This is a genomic window from Streptomyces niveus, assembly GCF_001723055.1.
Classification (GTDB): Bacteria; Actinomycetota; Actinomycetes; order Streptomycetales; family Streptomycetaceae; genus Streptomyces; species Streptomyces niveus.
In genome coordinates, this window is sequence record NZ_MDCR01000282.1 from 20,680 (window position 1) to 38,368 (window position 17,689).

The following is a 17,689-nucleotide window of genomic DNA, read 5'->3' on the forward strand; positions in this document are numbered from 1 at the left end:
CATGGGCTGGCAACTGACCGAGGACGTCGAGGAGTTCCGTACGGCGGCCGATCCCTGCCTCGTACGGGACCCCGCCCGATCGACGCTGCTGCTCACGATCAGCGAGTCGATCCGCGTCAACGGGGCGGCGGGGCCCGCCCGGTTCGGCTACTGGCGGGAGAACGAGGCCGCCCCGGTCTCCGCCGGCTTCGTCCAGACACCGCCGCTGCGCCCCCTGCTCGGTCCGATGCCGGACCGGGCGGCGCGCGAACTCGTTCCCGTACTGCGCGCCGCCCAGCCGTCGTTGGACTCCGTGCAGGGCGAGAACGCGTGCGCGGAGGCGTTCGCCGCCGAGTGGACCGGGCGGTCCGGCGGCTGGCGGATCTCGCACCAGGTGCGGCTGTTCCGGCTGGCCGAGCTGACTCCACCGGACCCCGCCCCGGCCGGCCGGGCCCGCCTCGCCGCCGCCGCCGACCTGCCGCTCCTCGCCGAGTGGACGAGCGCCTTCGCGGCCGACACCGGTCAGCCGGGCGCCGACCACACACAGGCCACGGCCGAGCGCGTCTCGACCGGCCGGATGTGGCTCTGGGACGTCGCGGGCGCACCGGTGGCGATGGCCTCGGTCTCCCCGGTCATCGCGGGCCAGGCACGGGTGGCACCCGTCTACACACCGCCCCGGCTGCGCGGTCGCGGTTACGGGGGAGCGGTCACGGCCGCGGTCAGCCGGGCGACGCTGGACGCGGGCGCCGAACAGGTGCTGCTCTACACGGACTTGGCGAACCCGACGAGCAACGCGCTCTACCGGCGGCTGGGATACCGGCCGTTGACGGACAGTCAGACGCTGACCTTCGAGTAGCCGTGGGCATGGCCGTCGCGTCAGCGCAGCGCCGACGCCTCGCGCGCCAGTTTCTCCACCCGGGCCCAGTCCTTCGACGTGATCGCGTCCGGCGGCAGCATCCAGGAGCCGCCCACGCAGCCCACGTTCTTCAGCGCCAGATACGACGGCGCCGACGCCAGGGAGATGCCGCCCGTCGGGCAGAAGCGGGCCTGTGGCAGGGGGCCCGACAGGGACTTGAGGTAGGCCGTGCCGCCCGCCGCCTCCGCCGGGAAGAACTTCATCTCGCTCACGCCCCGCTCCAGCAGCGCCACGACCTCCGACGTCGTCGAGACGCCCGGCAGGAACGGCAGCCCGGACGCCCGCATCGCCGCCAGCAGCGTGTCCGTCCAGCCGGGGCTGACCAGGAAGCGGGCACCGGCCGACACCGCTTCCGTCACCGTGGCCGCCGAGACGACCGTCCCGGCGCCCACCACCGCCTCCGGCACCTCCGCGGCGATCGCCCGGATCGCGTCCGGCGCGTCCGGGGTGCGCAGTGTCACCTCGATCGCGGGCAGGCCGCCGGCCACCAGGGCACGCGCCAGGGGTACGGCGTCGGCGACGTCGTCCACGACGACGACAGGGACAACGGGGGCGAGGTCCAGCACGGAGGTCATGCCGTTATCCTGCCGCGCCGCCCACGCTCCTCGCAACGAGCGTTGCGCCCTGTGCAACAGTGCCCGGCGGGGGACCTCAGTGGATCTCCCGGACCACCACGTCCAGTGCCCACGACCGCCCCGCCCCGCCGGGCGCCGCGACCTCCACCACGTACCCCAACTCGCGCAGCGTCTCCACCAGTTGGGCGGGCTTCTTCGGCCGGGCTCCGGCCGTCAGCAGGTCCCTGACCAGCCGGCCCTTCGTCGCCTTGTTGAAGTGGCTGACCACCGACCGCTTCTCGGCACCGTCCACGATCTGCGCGTGCAGCACGCGCACCGTCGCCGTACGGGCCGCGACGTCGCCCGCCGGCCTCCAGGCCGGCGTGTACGAGGACGAGCGCAGGTCCAGTACGAGCCCGTCGCCCGCCACCTCGGGCAGGACCGGGGCCATGGCCCTGCGCCAGTGGGCGCCCAGCGCGCCGACGCCCGGCAGCCGTACGCCCATCGAGCAGCGGTACGACGGGATCCGGTCGCCGATCCGTACCGCGCCCCACAGTCCCGAGAAGACCAGCAGCGACCGCCCGGCCCGCCGCCGCGCGGCGGTGTCCAGCGTGGCGAGGCCCAGCGCGTCGTACAGGACCCCGGTGTAGATGTCCCCGGCCGGCCGCGTCCCCGCGGTCCGCAGCGCCACGTTCTTGACGATCTCGCCGCGCAGCCCCTCACTCAGGCCCAGGACCTCCGCGGCCTTCTCCTCGTCGGCGGCGCACAGCTCGACCAACTCGTCCAGCACGGCGGCCCGTGCCCCGGCCAGTCCGGGCAGCGACAGTGATTCCGGCTTCAGCGGAGCCCCGCGGCCGGAAGCGGCCTTGCCTTCCGACGGCGGCAACAGCACGAGCACGGTGGTTCTCCTCAAAGATGTACGGACGACGCGGCCCCCGGTCCGCCAGGTTAAGCGGTGCGGCGCGCCCACGCCGAAGGGCCCGCCCCGGACTTCCCGGGGCGGGCTGTGCCTCCCGAACTCGTCAACATCACCCGACCGTGGATCGGGGCGCCTCCCAAACCCATCGACAAGTGACGTCACTACTGCTCGATAAAGCCAATCACAGGACTATTCGGGAAGGTACGCCCTTCGCCGTGCCAACCCGAGGCCGATCCACAGGTCTTGAGCATTGCTCCCGCAGGTAGGTCGTGATGGCTCATACGCGCACTGTCACGGGTTCGCACCTTCTGCGATTCCTCACCTTTAGGGTTCAGAAACAGGCACCAAGCTTGACGCCGTCGGGGATCTTGAAATCCCTGATGCTCGATCCGGACTCCTCCGGGATCTGGCACGCCGTCACGGTCCGCGGCGGCACGACCGGGCCCGCCGACGAGATCGCCGTCCCGCCGGCCAGGCCCCCGGGCCGCCGACGGCCAGATCGCCGGCTTCGTCCACCATCTGGTGGATTCGGTGTGCCCGTCGAGACCAACCGCCCGCCCCGCCGACCCGTGTCCGGCGGGGCCGGGACCTGGCGGCGGTCGGCCTGGCGGCCGGGGATGCGGCGCGGCGGACCAAAGGTAGATCTGGTGGGCATCTGTGCGGAGAGAGCCGTTCCTGTCACTCTGGAAGCCGGGGCGAGTATGTGCTCGGCAGCCCGACAGGCCGGGGGAATTCGACGGGGGACGGCGGATGCCAGGCTTTTTGGGGGACTTACCGACTTTCTGGGCCTTCGCGCTGGTCTGGGTGGGCGGCTTCACGATGTTCATGGCGTGCTCGCTGGTCCGCCTCCGTTACGCGCTGCGGCGCGACCGGCGGGCCGTCGGACGCTTCTTCGAGACGGGTGCCGCCAAGCCCGTTCTCGCCATGTATCACCTTGAGGGAGAACGGGCCGCCACCCAGGCCGGGATGCTGCTGCTCTCCGCAGGGCCCCGCTCCGTCTGCGGCCTGCGCCGCTCGGTACGGGAGACACAGCCGGAAACGCATCCTCTGCCGGCGTCTCTGCGGACGGCCGTTGACGACGCCGGGGAGAGCGGCACTCTGGAGGAGGTGAGAGCCTCGCCCCGCTTCCCGGCTTTCAGTTTCGAGTTGCGGCGGACGGCACGGCGTACCCTCCCCACTCGCCGGACGGGCGACGTGCCCGGCACGAGGGAAGGGTGGGCCGCGGTGTGCGGTCTGTCCGCCGTCCTTGCCCTCGGCATCGGCTTCTACACCCGCGAGCCGGACGCGGGCGGGTTCTGGTTCTTGATCGCCCTGGCCGTGCATGTGCCGGTGGTGGCCTGGCTCGCGAAGGCGGACGGGCTTCGGGGACCAGAGCGGTGGCCCGAGTTCGACGCGCTGTGCGCACGCTGCGTCGCCGAGGCCGGGGTGCGCGTCCCGGAGCCGCGGCGGGTCGCCGGTACGGGCTCCGCCCCTGCCTCCGGCTGGGCCGTCGACGGCGGTGTCGGCGCGTCCAGTTCGTGCGGCGGTGGCTGCGGCGGTGGTGTATGAGCCGGTCACGGCGTACCTTCCGCACCTGGCGGGCCGGGCGGCGCTTCCGGAACTGGCGGCAGCCGAGGCGGCGGGAGTGGCCGGGCATTTTCCGGGATGTCGCGTACCTCACCGAGAAGTTGGGCCGCTGGCACCCCGATACGCTCCGCGCTCGCTGGTGGGTGTCCCAGTGGCTCAGGGACGAAGACCGGCACACCGACGTCCTGAGACTCGCCGAAGCGGAAGTGGCCGACCGAACCGCAGAGTTCGGGGAGGACGACCCCGGCACCTTGCGGTCGCGCAGTTCGCTCGCCTCCGCTCTGCGCGGGGCCGGTGATCTGGACGGGGCCGTAGCCGTGGCGCGGGCCGTCGTGGCGGACTCCGTCCGGGTGCTGGGCCCCGACCACCCCGACACACGCAGCCGCCGGGCAGACATCGCCCGGTATCTCGCCGAGAACGGCAACCCGGCCGAGGGAGTACGCCTGCTGCGCACTCTGTACACAGAGTCCCGGGCCTTCGGCTCGGAGCGGGAGACGCAAACCCGTTCGCTCCGCTACCAACTGATCGTGGCGCTGGAACTCGGCGGCGAGTTCCCAGAAGCCCTCGACCTGCTGGGCGAGGAGATCGCCGACGAGGCGGGGACGGTCTACGGCATCGACGAGTTCACCGGCGACCACAACATGAAGCATCTACGGGAGTGGCGCGGGCGACTGCTCGCCAAGGCGGTCATCAGGTAGCTCCGCGTCGGCCCCAGAGGCGTGTGCCAGCCGAAGCTCATGGCCTGGGCGCCAGCCACACACGGTCGCCCAGGCTGTACAGAACTCCCGCACGGATCCGTCCGGGGAGGACCGATACCCCGCGTCGAGCATCACCCATGACGGCACCCTGTGAGGGACCCCGATCGTCACGGCGTTCCTCACAGGGTGCTCGCATGAGCGACGACTTCCCCGGACACCATCCGTTGCACGGGGACACCGTCGAATTCCCCGGCGCGCTTGCCATGATCAGCAACCCGGGATTTCAAGATCCCCGACAGCGTCAAGCCAAGGCGGAGTCCCGCACCCCGCCCCACTATCCCTGACCGAACGTCACTCTGATCACAGAGAGCCACTTGCCACTTTGCCGCGCCTCGGGAGAGCGGGGCCGTGAAGAAGGTCTGTGGGATGTGCTACTGGTGACCCTCCTCGTGGACGAGTGCGCTGGTCGCCGCCATCTGCTCCTCAAGAAGGAGGAGTTTCACCTGCTGCTGCGACGCCTTGACGGACTGCCGGGCTGCCTCGACCGTGGCCGTGTCGGCTGCGAGGTCTGCCTTGGCCGCTGAGCAGGCAGGGGTCTCCTTCTCCGTTGCGGCTGCTGCGGCGCGCGCCTTCCTGATCTCGCCCAGCCGGGCCACGAGCGCCGCCGGGTCGTCCGCGTGGAAGCGGACCACCGTCGCCGTACCGCGCCCGCCCATCGGACGTACGAACCCGACCGGCTCGCTCAGCTCCACCCGTACCGTCGTCTGGCCGCCCACGATCAGGTCGAGCGTCCCGCCGGGCTCGTCGATCTTGACCAACGAGCCGTCCGGGTAACGGCGTTCGACCCGCGCCGCGGTGATCAGACCACCGGCGATCGGCATGTCGAACAGCACACCCCAGCGCACCAGGAGCGACCCGTCGGCGCCCACGACATGCGGCCGGGTGACGCAGCCCGCGTGCATCGCGAGGACCATCAGCACGCCGTACACATCCACCACCAGCAGGATCCGGTGCACCAGCGGCCAGGGAACGAGCATCGCCAGCGCCACCGTCTCGACGACGGACACGAAGAGGAAGCCGTACATCATCGCCGTCTGCGGGCCGGTGTACGGGGCGGCGAGATCGCCCTCGCGTACGCCGTGCTTACGCCGGGCCACCCACCGTACGAGGCTGGTCAGGCCCCGCGCCTCGTTGACGAGCAGGCGGCGGGCGGTGGCCGGTACGGCGGCCTCCACGGCGCGCGCGAGGGCGGCCCGGGGCTCGGCCCCGGCCCGGCGAGCGGCCTTGTAGTGCCGCCGTAGGAACACGGTCTCGATCACCAGCAGCGTGAGGACGACGGCCTCGGCGCCCCAGATCACCGGCGCCGGGACGGCCACGCCCGCAAGCAGACACACGACCAGCGTCAGCTCGGCCGGTATGAACACCCACAGGGCTTTACTCATCCCGATTCCTCCCCATCCGTCTTCATCTGCGTGCGCAGCCTCTGCTTCTCCACGAGTGCCTCCATCACCCGCCGCCCCACCTCGGCCTGGGCGGGCGCGAGATCGGCGAGGATCGCATCCCCGATCCCTTCGAGCGGCGGCCCGTCCTGCTCCGGCATCGCGTCGAGCACGGCGTCCGAGAGAAGGCCGACCAGGTCCGTGGCGAGCGGCCCGACGCGCGGATCGTCCGGCGCGGCGTCGGCCAGGTCGTCGAGCCGTTCGTAGAGCGCCAGTACGTCGGGGGATTCGATCAGCGAGTGCAGGGCGTCGTAGATCGCCTCCTCGCCACCACCCGCGACATCGAGCAGCGTGAGCAGCTCACGGTCCTTGGCCGCCACCACCGAATCCGTCTCCGGCATGGCCCGCAGCAGCCGCGCCAGCGTCGGCGACACCGGCCCCTCGGGCGGCATCGTCCCCGCCGTCAGCTCCGCGAGCCTGCGCCGCCTGGCCCGGATCTGCTCCTCCTGCCGCGCCAGATCCGCGTCCAGCTCGGCGAGCACCTCCACCAGCTCCCGCCCGGCGTCGTCGGCGAGCACGTCCCGTACCTCGTCCAGGCTGAGCCCCAGCTCGGAGAGCCGGCGGATCCGGGCGAGGAGGACGGCGTCGCGTACGGAGTAGACGCGGTAGCCGTTGGACAGCCGCTGGGGCTCGGGCAGCAGGCCCAGGTGGTGGTAGTGCCGCACCGCCCGCGAGGTGACCCCGACGAGCGCGGCGATCTCTCCGATTCGCATGACCTCAGTAGAAACCCTGACGCTGCGGCAAGGTCAAGGACGATCGACCGGACGGGTACCATGACGATCACGGCAGACGAGCCGGGCGGACGGCCGCGTGAGGATCTCCGGATCCCCCCGAGGAACGTCCGGGCTCCACAGGGCAAGGTGGTGGGTAACGCCCACCCGGGGTGACCCGCGGGACAGTGCCACAGAAAACAGACCGCCGGGGATTTCGGTCTCCGGTAAGGGTGAAACGGTGGTGTAAGAGACCACCAGCGCCCGAGGTGACTCGGGCGGCTAGGTAAACCCCACTTGGAGCAAGGTCAAGAGGGGCCGTCGCGAGACGACCCTGCGCGGACGTCCGAGGGCTGCCCGCCCGAGTCCGCGGGTAGACCGCAGGAGGCCGACGGCAACGCCGGCCCTAGATGGATGGCCGTCTCCCCGGCCGCCGCGAGGCAGCCGGGCGACAGAACCCGGCGTACAGCCCGACTCGTCTGCCTTGCGGGCCGCTGGCCAGCGAATATGCTGGTCAGGGCCTGTTTTTTGTCTCTCCGGGGAGAGATGAGACCCCGTTCCGTACCGGTTCAAAGGGGGACGCGCGGCTACGTACGTAGCCATGAAAGTAGCCGTGAGGCGCGGCGGTGGAGATTGGCGTTCTCGGGACCTGATCTGAGCCAAGCGACCTCTGCCCTGGAGTATCCGGGTTCCGCCGCGAGCAGTCTACGAAGTGGCCAACGGGCGCCCCTTTGACAGCTCTGCTTTAGTCCGAAGGCCCTACGGGGCGAGTTGTACATCGCGCTATCGATCCGGTGAACCGCACTCGTGACGAGGCAGGAGATTTCATCCCGTGGTTGCGGCGGTAGCAGTTGACCTAGCGGCGCTATCCCGCGCTGAGAGCCGCGGCAGTCGATCTCCCAGGCTTCACCAGCTCATGCAGCTTCGCCCGAGTCTCCGGATCTGTCGAGTAGATGGCTGTGCCGACCATGCCGCGCGTCAAGAGCACCTTGTACGTATTGCGGATCAACCGATCCACGTCGATGTCCGATGCCGCAGTCGAGCCGTTCCCCTTCCGCAGGGCGGGGTCCTTTGAAGCGGCCCGGTCGACAACCCAGCCGTTCTCCCGCCAGACGAGGTCGGGCCCGATGATCACGCCGCTCCAGTCGTACTCGAAGCCCTGCGCCGTGTAGACGCAGCCGACTTGACCGAAGCCCGCAGGGTCAGTGGCCCAGAGCGCTGATGGCGGTGCACCCATGATCGACCGCTCACCCTTGAGGTTCCACGGCCGGGCCCAGTCTCCGATTTGAACGTCGGCGGGAAGCGGCTCACCGGGCTTGGCATCCGACCAGCGCCAACAGAACCCGGCTGACAACCTGGCCCCGTACCCCTTCGACCGCTTTTCGTCCAGAAGGGCTTCCAACTCCTCCGGAGAATCGACGACATCGAGCTGCATCCGACCATCGGGCTCCCATACGACGGACTCGTCGCCCTCCAGTCCCAGCAGCCGGACGACCCACCGCAGATACGCGTCGCTCCCACCACAGCGGAACTGGCTGTCCAGTTCCACCACCCGGCACTGCAGGTCCTTCTGCGCGGCCGCTGCCTTGATCTCCTCGACAGTCCCAGTCTCCCCGGGCCGTACAACCTGGTGCTGGTCCAGGAGGAAGACGGGCACGCGGGCCACGTCGATCAGTTCCTCTAGCTGCCGCTTACCCGTGCGTTGCGCTGCTGGCGTGAAACGGCTGGCAGACGTCTCCCGCACGCGATGGGCTTCGTCGCAGACCAGCACGTCCAGGCTGTTGCGCTTGGCGGTCACGAAACTGTTGAAGTACTTGAAGAGTTCTCGCACTTCAGGCTTCCGCGCCCCGGCCACCTTGCGCATGGTCTTCGTGAACGACTGCGAGCCGGTCGCGTGCAGAGCGGGAACGCCACGCCGGTACAGTTCCCCGAGTAGCGACAGAGCGATCACACTCTTGCCGGTGCCGGGCCCACCCGTAATGATTACAACCTCTTTGTGATCGGCCTCGTGCGCCCGCTCGACGGACTTCAGCACGGTCTCGTATGCCACACGCTGCTCATCGAGAAGGATGAACTGCTCCCGCTCGCGGACCTCTTGGGCCGCGACGGCCATCAACTGCTTCGAAGGCTGGACCTTGGCGAGCAACAACTCGTCGGCTGCCTTGGCTCCGGATGCGGCGCTCAGCTTCGACTGCAGGTAGGTGAGGAAGTCTTCGCGTCTGTCCGCCGTGAACATGCGGCCGCGCTCACTGAGTTCGACTTCGTTGAGGCCGGACACGCCGACCGCGGTTGCGTTGTGAAGGTAGGCGACGCCCGAAATCCGCTCAGGATGCTGGGCCAGAGCCCCATTGAAGGCGACGAGGTAGTCGCAATAACCGCGCACCTGCTCAATGGGGTTGAGGACCGGATGGGAGTAGTCGGCCAGGAAGCACAGCAGGGGATCGTCATGGTCGGGGTGAGCCTCACTCCACTGCTTGAGCTCAACGACGACATACGAGGGCTCACCGGTCCGAGGATGGACTCCGGCGAGAACCGCATCGGCCCGCTTGCTCGTCAACGGCAGCCCGAACTCCAGCAACACCTCCACCTGACCCAGCCCCGCATCGAGCAGTGCGTCGGTGAGCGCCGGGATGCTCCGTTCCCAGGAGCGCGCTTCCGCCATGCTCGGCCCGTACCCATGAGCCTGAGTGAACTGTTCGGTGAGGTACAGGCCCATCGATCCTTCGAGGTGGCGGGCGGCGACCGCGGTGGCGGAATCGCGGAACAGCAAGAGAAGCCCCCAGGCAGCACGAAACAACTCGTGCGGGTGGGGGCATGTCCTGAGGCGGAAGCCCGGCGGGCCGCAATGACGATTGATCGAATGCTACCGAACAGCCTGCCGGGCAAACTGGCGGAATAACGTCGTCACGGGCTGACAATCTTGCGCATTTGCTTGGGGAGCGGATGCTGTACCGAGGTGATCACATGCCCGCGCAGAGCGTCCCGCGTGGCCTCGTCCGTCGAGTAGATCACCACGCCCATGATTCCGCGGGTCAGGAGGACGTGGTAGGCGTTACGGACGCAGCGGTCGATATCGGCCTCGTCGATCGTTTTGGGCCGCAGCTCCGGGTCATGGGTGGCGGTCCGGTCCACGACGAAGCGGCCCTCACGCCAGACGAGATCGGGGCCGATGATCACGCCCACCCAGTCGAACTCGAAGGTCTGGGCGGTGTAGACGCAACCGACCTGCCCGGTTCCCCGCGGGTCCGTAGCCCAGAAGTCGGCATCGGGTGCACCCTTCACGGCATGGCCGCTCTTCACGTTCCAGGGCTGCTGCCAACCGTCGATGGTGACGTCCGGGACCAGCTCGCCGTTCTCGTCCGGATTACTCCAAGGCCAGCAAAAACCGGCGACGGTTCGCGTGGTCGCCCCTGTGAGTCGATGCTCTTGAAGGAAGTCCGTCATTTCCTCCGGAGAGTCGGCGAGGTGAACCTGCATCCGCCCGTCGGGCACCCAGACCTGAGGGGTGTGCACGCCCACGCTGAGCAGCTTCAGCACCCAGTCCCGGTAGTAGGCGCTTCCCTGGGCCCGGAACATGCCGCCGAGGTCGATGAGGGTGTGCCGAAGCCCCAACGCCTTCGCGCGTTCGATCAGGTACTCGGCTGTGCCAACCTCGCCGGGGCGGAGGGACTGCCAGTCGTCGAGCAGGAAGACGGGGACACGTGCTGCCTCTATGATCTCGTCGGCTTGGGGGCGCGCGTTCTCCCGCTCCTCGCGGGGCGTGTACCGGTCGACGGAGTGGCGACGAATGCGGTGCGCTTCGTCGCAGATGACCACGTCACAGCTATCCGGCGGCAGCTTCTTCAGCTGGTTGAAGTAGGTGAACAGCCGGGTGGCTTCCTTCTTCAGCTTTCCCTTCATGCCACGCGGCGCGTTCTGCGCGTAGGTCTCCCGAAGAGTCAGGGTGAGCGCCTTGGCCCCCGAGGCGTGAACGACATTCCGGCCGGCCTGGTCGAGTGTGCGCCGGAGTTCGAGCGCGATGGCGCTCTTGCCGCTGCCAGGCCCGCCCCGGACGATGATGACTTCCTTGGTGCCGCCCTCCTGGACCCGTAGTACCGCCTCGTGTACGTCCTGGTGCGCCAACTCCTGCTCGTCCAGCAGTTGGAAGCGCTCCGGCGACCCCATACGTGTGGCGAGGTTGACGTCGGCGATCTTCGGAGGATCGTACTCAGGGGAGTCGATCAGTACCTGGCCGGCCTCTCCACCCGGCAGTGCGGCCAACCGCGCACCCAGCAACTTCCGGAACGGCTCGAGCCGGTCCATGGTGTAGAGCCGTCCGTGCTCGCTCTCCGGAAGCTTGAACAGCTCTCGCACGTCATCGTCGTGAGCGTTGTGCATCAGCACGGCTCCGACGACGCTCTCCGGCTTACCGCGCAGGGCGGCTTTGTACTGCACCAGGTAGTCGCAGTACTTCTGCACCTGCCGGACCGGATGCAGTTTCCAGTTGGCGAAGCCAAGATCGACGGCGACCGACCGCTCCGGGTGCACGGTGGCGGAACGTTGCTGCTTCAGCTCGATCAACACGTATGAGGGTGCGCCGCTGCCCGGGTGCACGCCGGCCAGGAGCACGTCCACATCGGCGTCGGTGTGCGGAAGCCCGAACTCTATGAACACCTCCACCTGACCAAGACCCCGCTCGACGAGGGCATTGACCACCGGAGGAAGACTGTTCTCCCAGGCCTCGACCAGACCGTTCGCCGGAGGCGTCCCCTCCTGATCCTTGCCCTTCTTCCGCTTGTGCTTGTCCTTGTAGGCCAGGATCAGCCGTTCGGTCAGCGGACGATGAGCCGTTCCAGGTTGGCGCTTGACCTCTTCGGCCAACGAGGCAGCAGACTCCCGGAGCAGATAGGACGACAAGACTTCCCCCACGGCACGCCAAATCCCTTGCGGGTGGAGGCATGTCCTGGAAAGCGGAAGCCTGGCGGGCCGCGATGACAGCGTGCAACGTTAGCTCGATTCGGAGCCATGGGGGCAAGATCGAGCCAGGGGCTCCAAGCAAGCATGGGGAGGGAGGTAATCGCTGCAAGGTAGGGTCGGCCGGAAGATTTTAGGCGCATGTTTCCTGTGCCTGCTTGTACGGGAACGGAAGGACACCGCGGAGGTCGGACTGTGACGGCGACAGGCACACCCCCGGTTCCCAAGCCGGGGCCCCCGCCGCGGCCCGTGAACCAGTGGAACCAGGAGCGGCCGTCCCCGTACTCGTGGGAACAGGACGCCCTCGATCACGTGCGGCGTCTCATGCCGCCGGCTGAGCCGTACCGTGCCTGGGCGACGTTCTCCTTCACCGCCCAGTCCGGCCGCATCAACGAGTGCGACCTGCTCATCGCGGTCCCCGCCGGGCTCTACCTCGTTGAGATCAAGAGCCATCCGGGCCGTCTGGAGAACTCCGGCTCAACCTGGAGCTTCCACGGCACCGACCGCACCAGGACGATCAACAACCCGCTGCATTTCAACGACGCCAAATCCAAGGATCTCAAGAGCCAGCTGCAGTGGGCTGCACGTCAACTGCGCTTCACGGGTCCGCTGCCGCGCATCGAACCGGCGGTCTTCCTCTCCTCCCCGGATTTGGAGAGCCACCTCGACGACGTCCAGCGCATCCGGGTCTTCGGTAGGGACGACGGTGCGAGCGGGCTGCCACGTATCTGGCAGGACTTCCTGGGACTGCCGCCGGACCGGCCGGAACGTCGCATCACCCAGGAGTTCTCGAGCCAGCACCTGCCTCGGCTGCTCAAGGCCATCGGTATCCGGCAGTCGACCGCCCACCTCAAGTTCGGTGACGCCTGGCGGATGCGACCGCATCCGCTGGACACCGGTCCCTCCTGGGAGGACCGGTTGGCCGAGAGGGTCGACGGACTGGTGCAAGAGGAGGGCCGGGTACGGATCTACCTCGTCGGCCAGCAGCCGGACGAGTCGGTCAAGCGTGCAACCGAGCGCGCCGCACGCCGCGAGTACCAGGTGCTCCAGGGCATCACGCACCGGGGCATCTCGGCGGCGGTCGAGATCCGCGACCACGAGGCGGGCCCGGCGATCCTCTTCCGCCACCGCAAGACCGACCTCCGTCTCGACCAGTACTTGGCGACGCATGGCGGCAGACTCACCCCCGAGATGCGCCTGGACCTGGTGCGGCAACTCGCAGAGGCCGTACGTCACGCCCACAGCCGCTCGCTCTACCATCGCGCGCTCGCCGCACGTTCCGTCTATGTCAGTGCCCGGCCGGACGGCTCCCGCCCCGAGCTGCGGATCACCGACTGGCAGACCGCGGCCCGGGACTTCGACACGAACGCGACCCTGCTGCGTTCCCTCGGCAACGCCGCTTTCGACGTCGGCCTCATCGAGGACGCCGCACAGGTCTACCTCGCCCCGGAGAGCGAACAGCCCTACGCGGATCCGGCCGACCTCGACATGTTCGGCCTGGGTGCGGTCTCTTACTTCATCCTGACCGGGCAGCCGCCGGCCGACCGGCGCAGTGCTCTGCGGGAACGGCTGCGTACCGACTCCGGGCTGCGTCTCATCGCGGTCGCCGACGGTCTCTCCGAGGAACTCGACCACCTCATCCAGCAGGCCACTCACCCCGACCCCGATCACCGGCTCGCACCCGTCGACCGGTTCATCGACCTCCTCGACGAAGCCGAGGAGGAGAACGCGGTCCCCGAGCAGCCGCCGGTAGCCGAACTCGATCCACTGTCGGCTCTCCCCGGCCAGTCCCTGGATGGCGAATGGTCTGTACGTCGTGTCCTGGGCACCGGTGCGACGGCCCGCGCGCTGCTAGTCGAGCGGGTCGTCGAGGACGAGGACGGAGAGTCGTACACCGAGGAGCGGGTCTTCAAGGTCGCTCTCGACCAGGAGAAGGCGCAGCGGCTGCGGGCCGAGGCCCGCGCCCTGGAACTGGTCGGCGGCGGCACCGTGGTCCAGCTCAAGGGCGGACAGCGCGAGCTGGCCGGGAAGACCATCCTCGAACTGGAATACGCGGGTGAGCGCACCCTCGGCGCCCGGCTGCGGGCCGACGGCAAGCTGTCGTACCACGAACTGGAGCGGTACGGCAGCGATCTGTTCACCGCCCTCGACCAGCTCGCCGCGAAGGGCGTACGCCACCGGGACATCAAGCCGGACAACCTCGGTCTGTACAGGCGCAGTGACCGCACCTGGCAGCTGATGCTCTTCGACTTCTCGCTTGCCGATGCCTCCGACCGCGACATCAAGGCAGGCACCCGCGGTTATCTCGACCCGTTCCTGGACTCGGTGCGCCGAGGACACTACGACGATCACGCCGAGCGGTACGCGGCAGCCGTCACCCTGCACGAGATGGCCAGTGGCGAACGCCCGTTGTGGGGCGAGGGCCAGGCCGACCCGGTCGCCAATGACAAGGCCGAACTCTCCGTCGCCACCGAGCTGTTCGAGGACGCGCTCAGTGACGGACTGACCCGGTTCTTCAAGCGCGCACTGCACCGGGACACCGAGCACCGCTTCGACACCCTGCGGCAGATGCGCGACGCCTGGTACGAGATCTTCCGCGAGGCGGATGCGGCCAAGCCCGTCACGACACCCGCCACGGTCGACACGGTCTCGGACGCAGGTGAGAACAGCCTCGATGCCGCGGCGAGGGCAGCAGGGCTGAAGACTCCGCTGGTCGCGGCCGGGCTCTCCGAGCGAGCGATCTCGGTGGCGGACGGCCTCGGAGCCACCGACGTCGAAGGGCTCCTGGACGTCCCGCCGTACATCATCTCCAAGGCAAGAGGTGCCGGCGCACTCGTACGCAAGGAACTCAACCGGCGCCGCAAGCAGTGGGCCGCGAGCATGCGGCAGCCTGTTGCCCCCACCGCACCCTCAGCACGCCGCGAAACCGAGTCCGGGCCGGTGCCCGTCGAGGCGGGCGCGGTGCTCGCGGTGGACGAGATGGCCGCGCGGCTCACTCCCGCCCCCGGACGCAAGGGTTCCCACCGCAGTGAGGTCATCCACCTCACCCTGGGCCTCCCGCCCGAGGACGGCGGGCTGCCCCCGCTGGGCCCCTGGCCGGTGCAGAAGCGGGTCGCGGACCGGATCGGCATTCAGCAGCCGCCGGTCTCGCGCCACCACCGCAATGCGATCAAGGAGTGGTTCGAGACTGAGTGGCTGGAGCCGGTCCGTGCGACTCTCTTCGAGGTCGTCGAGGCGGCCGGCCGTGTGATGACCGCCCAGGAACTGGCCGTCGAGCTGCGCATAAGGCATGGCGCGGGCGGGGACACGGAGGAGCGCACCCTCGCCAAGGCGCTCGCCGTCGTACGGGCCGCGGTGGAGGGGGAGGCAAGCGAGGGCGATCCCGAAGCCGCTGAGCCCCACGAGCCTCGCCTCGCCTGGCACCGGCGGGAGGAAGCCGTTCTCGTCGCTGCCGAGTCCCTCCCGGGCACTGCCGACCCCGCCCCCAGCGAACTGGCCAACTACGCGGCCGCGTTGGGCAAGGAAGCGGATCGGCTGGCCCAGGAGGACCCCCTGCCGGGCCGGGCCGCGGTCATTCGCGCCTTGCGGAGCGTGCCGGCACCGGATGGCCTTGCCCCACTCGCCGACACACGCCTCGTGGCACTGGCCGCAGCGGTCGCCCCCACGGCCCAGGCGAGCCCGCGTCTGGAGCTGTACCCCCGAGACCTGACCCTGGAGAGGGCGCTGCGCATCTCGCAGGCCGGGGCCGGAGTCCGCCGCGAGAGTGGCATCACCCCCGAGGAGCTGAACAACCGCCTGCGAGCACGGTTCCCCGACCTGTCCCTTCTGACGGACGGTACGGAGCCCACGCATCCCGAGCTCGAAGAGGCACTGCGCGATGCGCGCTTCTCCCTCGAATACGACACGGAGCAGGGCAGGTTCTTCCCGCCCGCGGTGGCAGCCGAGGCATCCTGGACCTCGACCGGCGATGCCACGAGCCTGATGCCTCCGGTCACTGGCATCCGCCCGACGGCCCAGGACCCGCACTCCACGATCAGGGCGCGCCTGGACGCTGCCGTGCGCCGTGGCGGCTTCCTCGCGCTGACGGTCAGGGGAACGCGGCTTCCGGGTGTGGCGGAGGCGGTAGCCACCCGATACCCGGTCGAACCAGTCGACGTGAACAGCGAATTCCTGTCCGAATTCCGCCGGTTGGCGGACGAGAAGGACCAGGCCTGGGACAAGGTGCTCGGCGTCGACGCCCGATTCTCCGCCAGCGGCCAGATCTCCAAGGGCCTGGCGGCGTACGTACGCACGGTGTGGGCACTCATCGAGGACTCACTTCTGGAGCGTGCCGCCGCCCCGCGCACGGTCCTCTTCCTCTACGACGCCGGCCTGCTCGCCCGCTACTGGGACGAGGGCGGACGCGACCTGCTACTCAAGCTCCAGCACGCGGCCCGCCTCCCGGCTGAGGCACCGCACGGGCTGTGGCTGCTGTGTCCGGTGGAGACGCGCGGCCAGGACCCGCATATGGACGGCAGGACGGTCGAGTACATCGGCAGCGACGGGGAGCGTACGCATCTGGACAGCAGGTTCGTGGAGACGCTGGCGACATCCGAGCAGGCATCGGTCACCGGTGCTCAGGACATGTAGCGGATGCTGGGACCGCGGCAGTAGCTGAGTCCTGCGGCAAGCCGCCTCAGCGATGCGCTCACAGACTTCGGCCCAGCTCTGCGCGCCATCCATGTGGGATATTTTGCACCCCCATTCGGGAGCGATGGGTGCCAATCGATTTCGCGGCTGCTGGGAGATGGCGTTCGCGGACTGAGGTGCTGATGGGGCTGGCAGGATGGAGGTTCGAGCTGCCGGTCTGCGGTGGGTGGCGCTGCGGTGCGAGAGGGATATGAAGAGTGACGACTGTCGCGGGTTCGGGTGCGGGAGCTGGTGTGAGCGGGGCGGCCCTGCTCAAGGACCTGAAGAAGCAGGTCACGGCTCTGGAGGACGATCTGCGGGAGCGCAGTGAGTCCGTCGAGGAGTTCCGCACCAGGCTTGAGGCCGAGTACGCGCGAGCCCGCGAGGGGAAGCGGACCGCGGCGACGTACGGCGCCTGGCGTGACGAGCGGGTCACACAGGCCGCGGCGGCGTGGGTCCTGGGCTGTGTCTTCGTGCGGTTCTGTGAGGACAACCGGCTGATCGAGTGGCCGTTCCTGGCGGGGCCGGGGGACCGGCTGCGGGACGCGGAGGAGCGTCATGAGGCGTTCTTCCGGGAGAAGCCGCACCTCAACAACCGGGACTGGTTGGAAGAGGCTTTCCAGCACCTGGCCGATTCGAACGAGACGGCGGCTGGCCTCTTCGACCGCGCGCACAATCCGCTGTGGGGTCTCACGCCGAGCTATGAGGCGGCGACAGAGTTGCTGTCTTTCTGGCGTCGCAGGGGGGCGGACGGCGAGATCCTCTACGACTTCTTTGACCCCGAGTGGGACACGCGTTTCCTGGGTGATCTGTACCAGGACCTGAGCGAGCACGCCCGCAAGACGTACGCGCTGCTGCAAACCCCGGAGTTCGTGGAGGAGTTCATCCTCGACCTCACGCTTGAGCCGGCGATCGAGGAGTTCGGGCTGGCGCCGGAGGGTGGGCTGCGGACGATCGACCCTGCTTGTGGGTCGGGGCACTTCCTGCTGGGGATTTTCGGGCGGCTGGTCGAGAAGTGGCGGGCCGCTGAGCCGGGGACGGATGAATGGGCGTTGGTGCGGCGGGCGTTGGAGTCGGTGCACGGGTGCGACAAGAACCCGTTCGCGGCGTCGATTGCGCGGTTCCGGCTGCTGGTTGCGGCGATGAAGGAGGCCGGGGCGCGGCGGCTGGCTGAGGCGCCGGTGTTCCCGATCAATGTGGCGGTGGGGGATTCGCTGCTGCATGGGC

The 17,689-nt window shown here is 69.0% G+C and carries 11 protein-coding genes and 1 other RNA gene; 6 read left to right on the forward strand and 6 right to left on the reverse strand.

What is annotated here, in order from left to right:
• The first annotated feature begins 1 nt into the window (after window position 1).
• Window positions 2–835 (forward strand): GNAT family N-acetyltransferase, encoded by an 834-nt coding sequence (locus BHU15_RS28210; protein WP_069629754.1) that lies wholly within the window; start codon window positions 2–4, stop codon window positions 833–835.
• Window positions 836–855: 20 nt separating this feature from the next.
• On the opposite strand, the gene eda is transcribed toward BHU15_RS28210, so the two are convergent.
• Window positions 856–1,470, reverse strand: a complete 615-nt coding sequence (gene eda / locus BHU15_RS28215; protein WP_069629755.1) for a bifunctional 4-hydroxy-2-oxoglutarate aldolase/2-dehydro-3-deoxy-phosphogluconate aldolase — start codon at window positions 1,468–1,470, stop codon at window positions 856–858.
• A 76-nt stretch (window positions 1,471–1,546) separates the two neighbouring features.
• Window positions 1,547–2,347, reverse strand: coding sequence for a peroxide stress protein YaaA (gene yaaA / locus BHU15_RS28220; protein WP_069629756.1), 801 nt, complete (start codon window positions 2,345–2,347; stop codon window positions 1,547–1,549).
• Window positions 2,348–3,130: 783 nt separating this feature from the next.
• On the opposite strand from yaaA, the gene BHU15_RS28225 reads away from it, so the two are divergent.
• Window positions 3,131–3,916: a hypothetical protein gene (locus tag BHU15_RS28225; RefSeq protein WP_255293235.1), complete on the forward strand. Its 786-nt coding sequence runs from the start codon at window positions 3,131–3,133 to the stop codon at window positions 3,914–3,916.
• Window positions 3,913–4,632, forward strand: a complete 720-nt coding sequence (locus tag BHU15_RS28230; RefSeq protein ID WP_069629758.1) for a tetratricopeptide repeat protein — start codon at window positions 3,913–3,915, stop codon at window positions 4,630–4,632. The genes BHU15_RS28225 and BHU15_RS28230 overlap by 4 nt, the downstream gene beginning before the upstream one ends.
• Before the next feature lie 431 nt (window positions 4,633–5,063).
• Here the strand turns inward: BHU15_RS28230 and BHU15_RS28235 are convergent, their stop codons facing one another.
• Together BHU15_RS28235 and BHU15_RS28240 are read right to left on the reverse strand one after the other, a co-directional pair.
• Window positions 5,064–6,074 carry a hypothetical protein gene (locus BHU15_RS28235; RefSeq protein ID WP_069629759.1) on the reverse strand — a complete coding sequence of 337 codons (1,011 nt, stop codon included), beginning with the start codon at window positions 6,072–6,074 and terminating at the stop codon, window positions 5,064–5,066.
• The gene (locus tag BHU15_RS28240) at window positions 6,071–6,844 is read right to left on the reverse strand and encodes a MerR family transcriptional regulator (protein WP_069629760.1); all 774 of its coding nucleotides are present in this window, start codon (window positions 6,842–6,844) and stop codon (window positions 6,071–6,073) included. Before BHU15_RS28240 ends, BHU15_RS28235 begins: the two co-directional genes overlap by 4 nt.
• A gap of 77 nt (window positions 6,845–6,921) precedes the next feature.
• Here BHU15_RS28240 and rnpB point away from each other — a divergent pair.
• An RNA gene (gene rnpB / locus BHU15_RS28245) (RNase P RNA component class A) lies at window positions 6,922–7,323 on the forward strand.
• Between the two features lie 383 nt (window positions 7,324–7,706).
• On the opposite strand, the gene BHU15_RS28250 is transcribed toward rnpB, so the two are convergent.
• Together BHU15_RS28250 and BHU15_RS28255 are read right to left on the reverse strand one after the other, a co-directional pair.
• Window positions 7,707–9,611 carry a DUF2075 domain-containing protein gene (locus BHU15_RS28250; RefSeq protein ID WP_069629761.1) on the reverse strand — a complete coding sequence of 635 codons (1,905 nt, stop codon included), beginning with the start codon at window positions 9,609–9,611 and terminating at the stop codon, window positions 7,707–7,709.
• A 134-nt stretch (window positions 9,612–9,745) separates the two neighbouring features.
• Window positions 9,746–11,701, reverse strand: coding sequence for a DUF2075 domain-containing protein (locus tag BHU15_RS28255; RefSeq protein WP_079128425.1), 1,956 nt, complete (start codon window positions 11,699–11,701; stop codon window positions 9,746–9,748).
• Between the two features lie 234 nt (window positions 11,702–11,935).
• Between BHU15_RS28255 and pglW the strand changes: the two genes are divergently transcribed.
• Window positions 11,936–16,423 carry a BREX system serine/threonine kinase PglW gene (pglW, locus tag BHU15_RS28260; protein ID WP_069629763.1) on the forward strand — a complete coding sequence of 1,496 codons (4,488 nt, stop codon included), beginning with the start codon at window positions 11,936–11,938 and terminating at the stop codon, window positions 16,421–16,423.
• Between the two features lie 293 nt (window positions 16,424–16,716).
• On the forward strand, window positions 16,717–17,689 hold a 973-nt coding region (gene pglX / locus BHU15_RS28265; protein ID WP_255293236.1), incomplete at its 3' end, for a BREX-2 system adenine-specific DNA-methyltransferase PglX.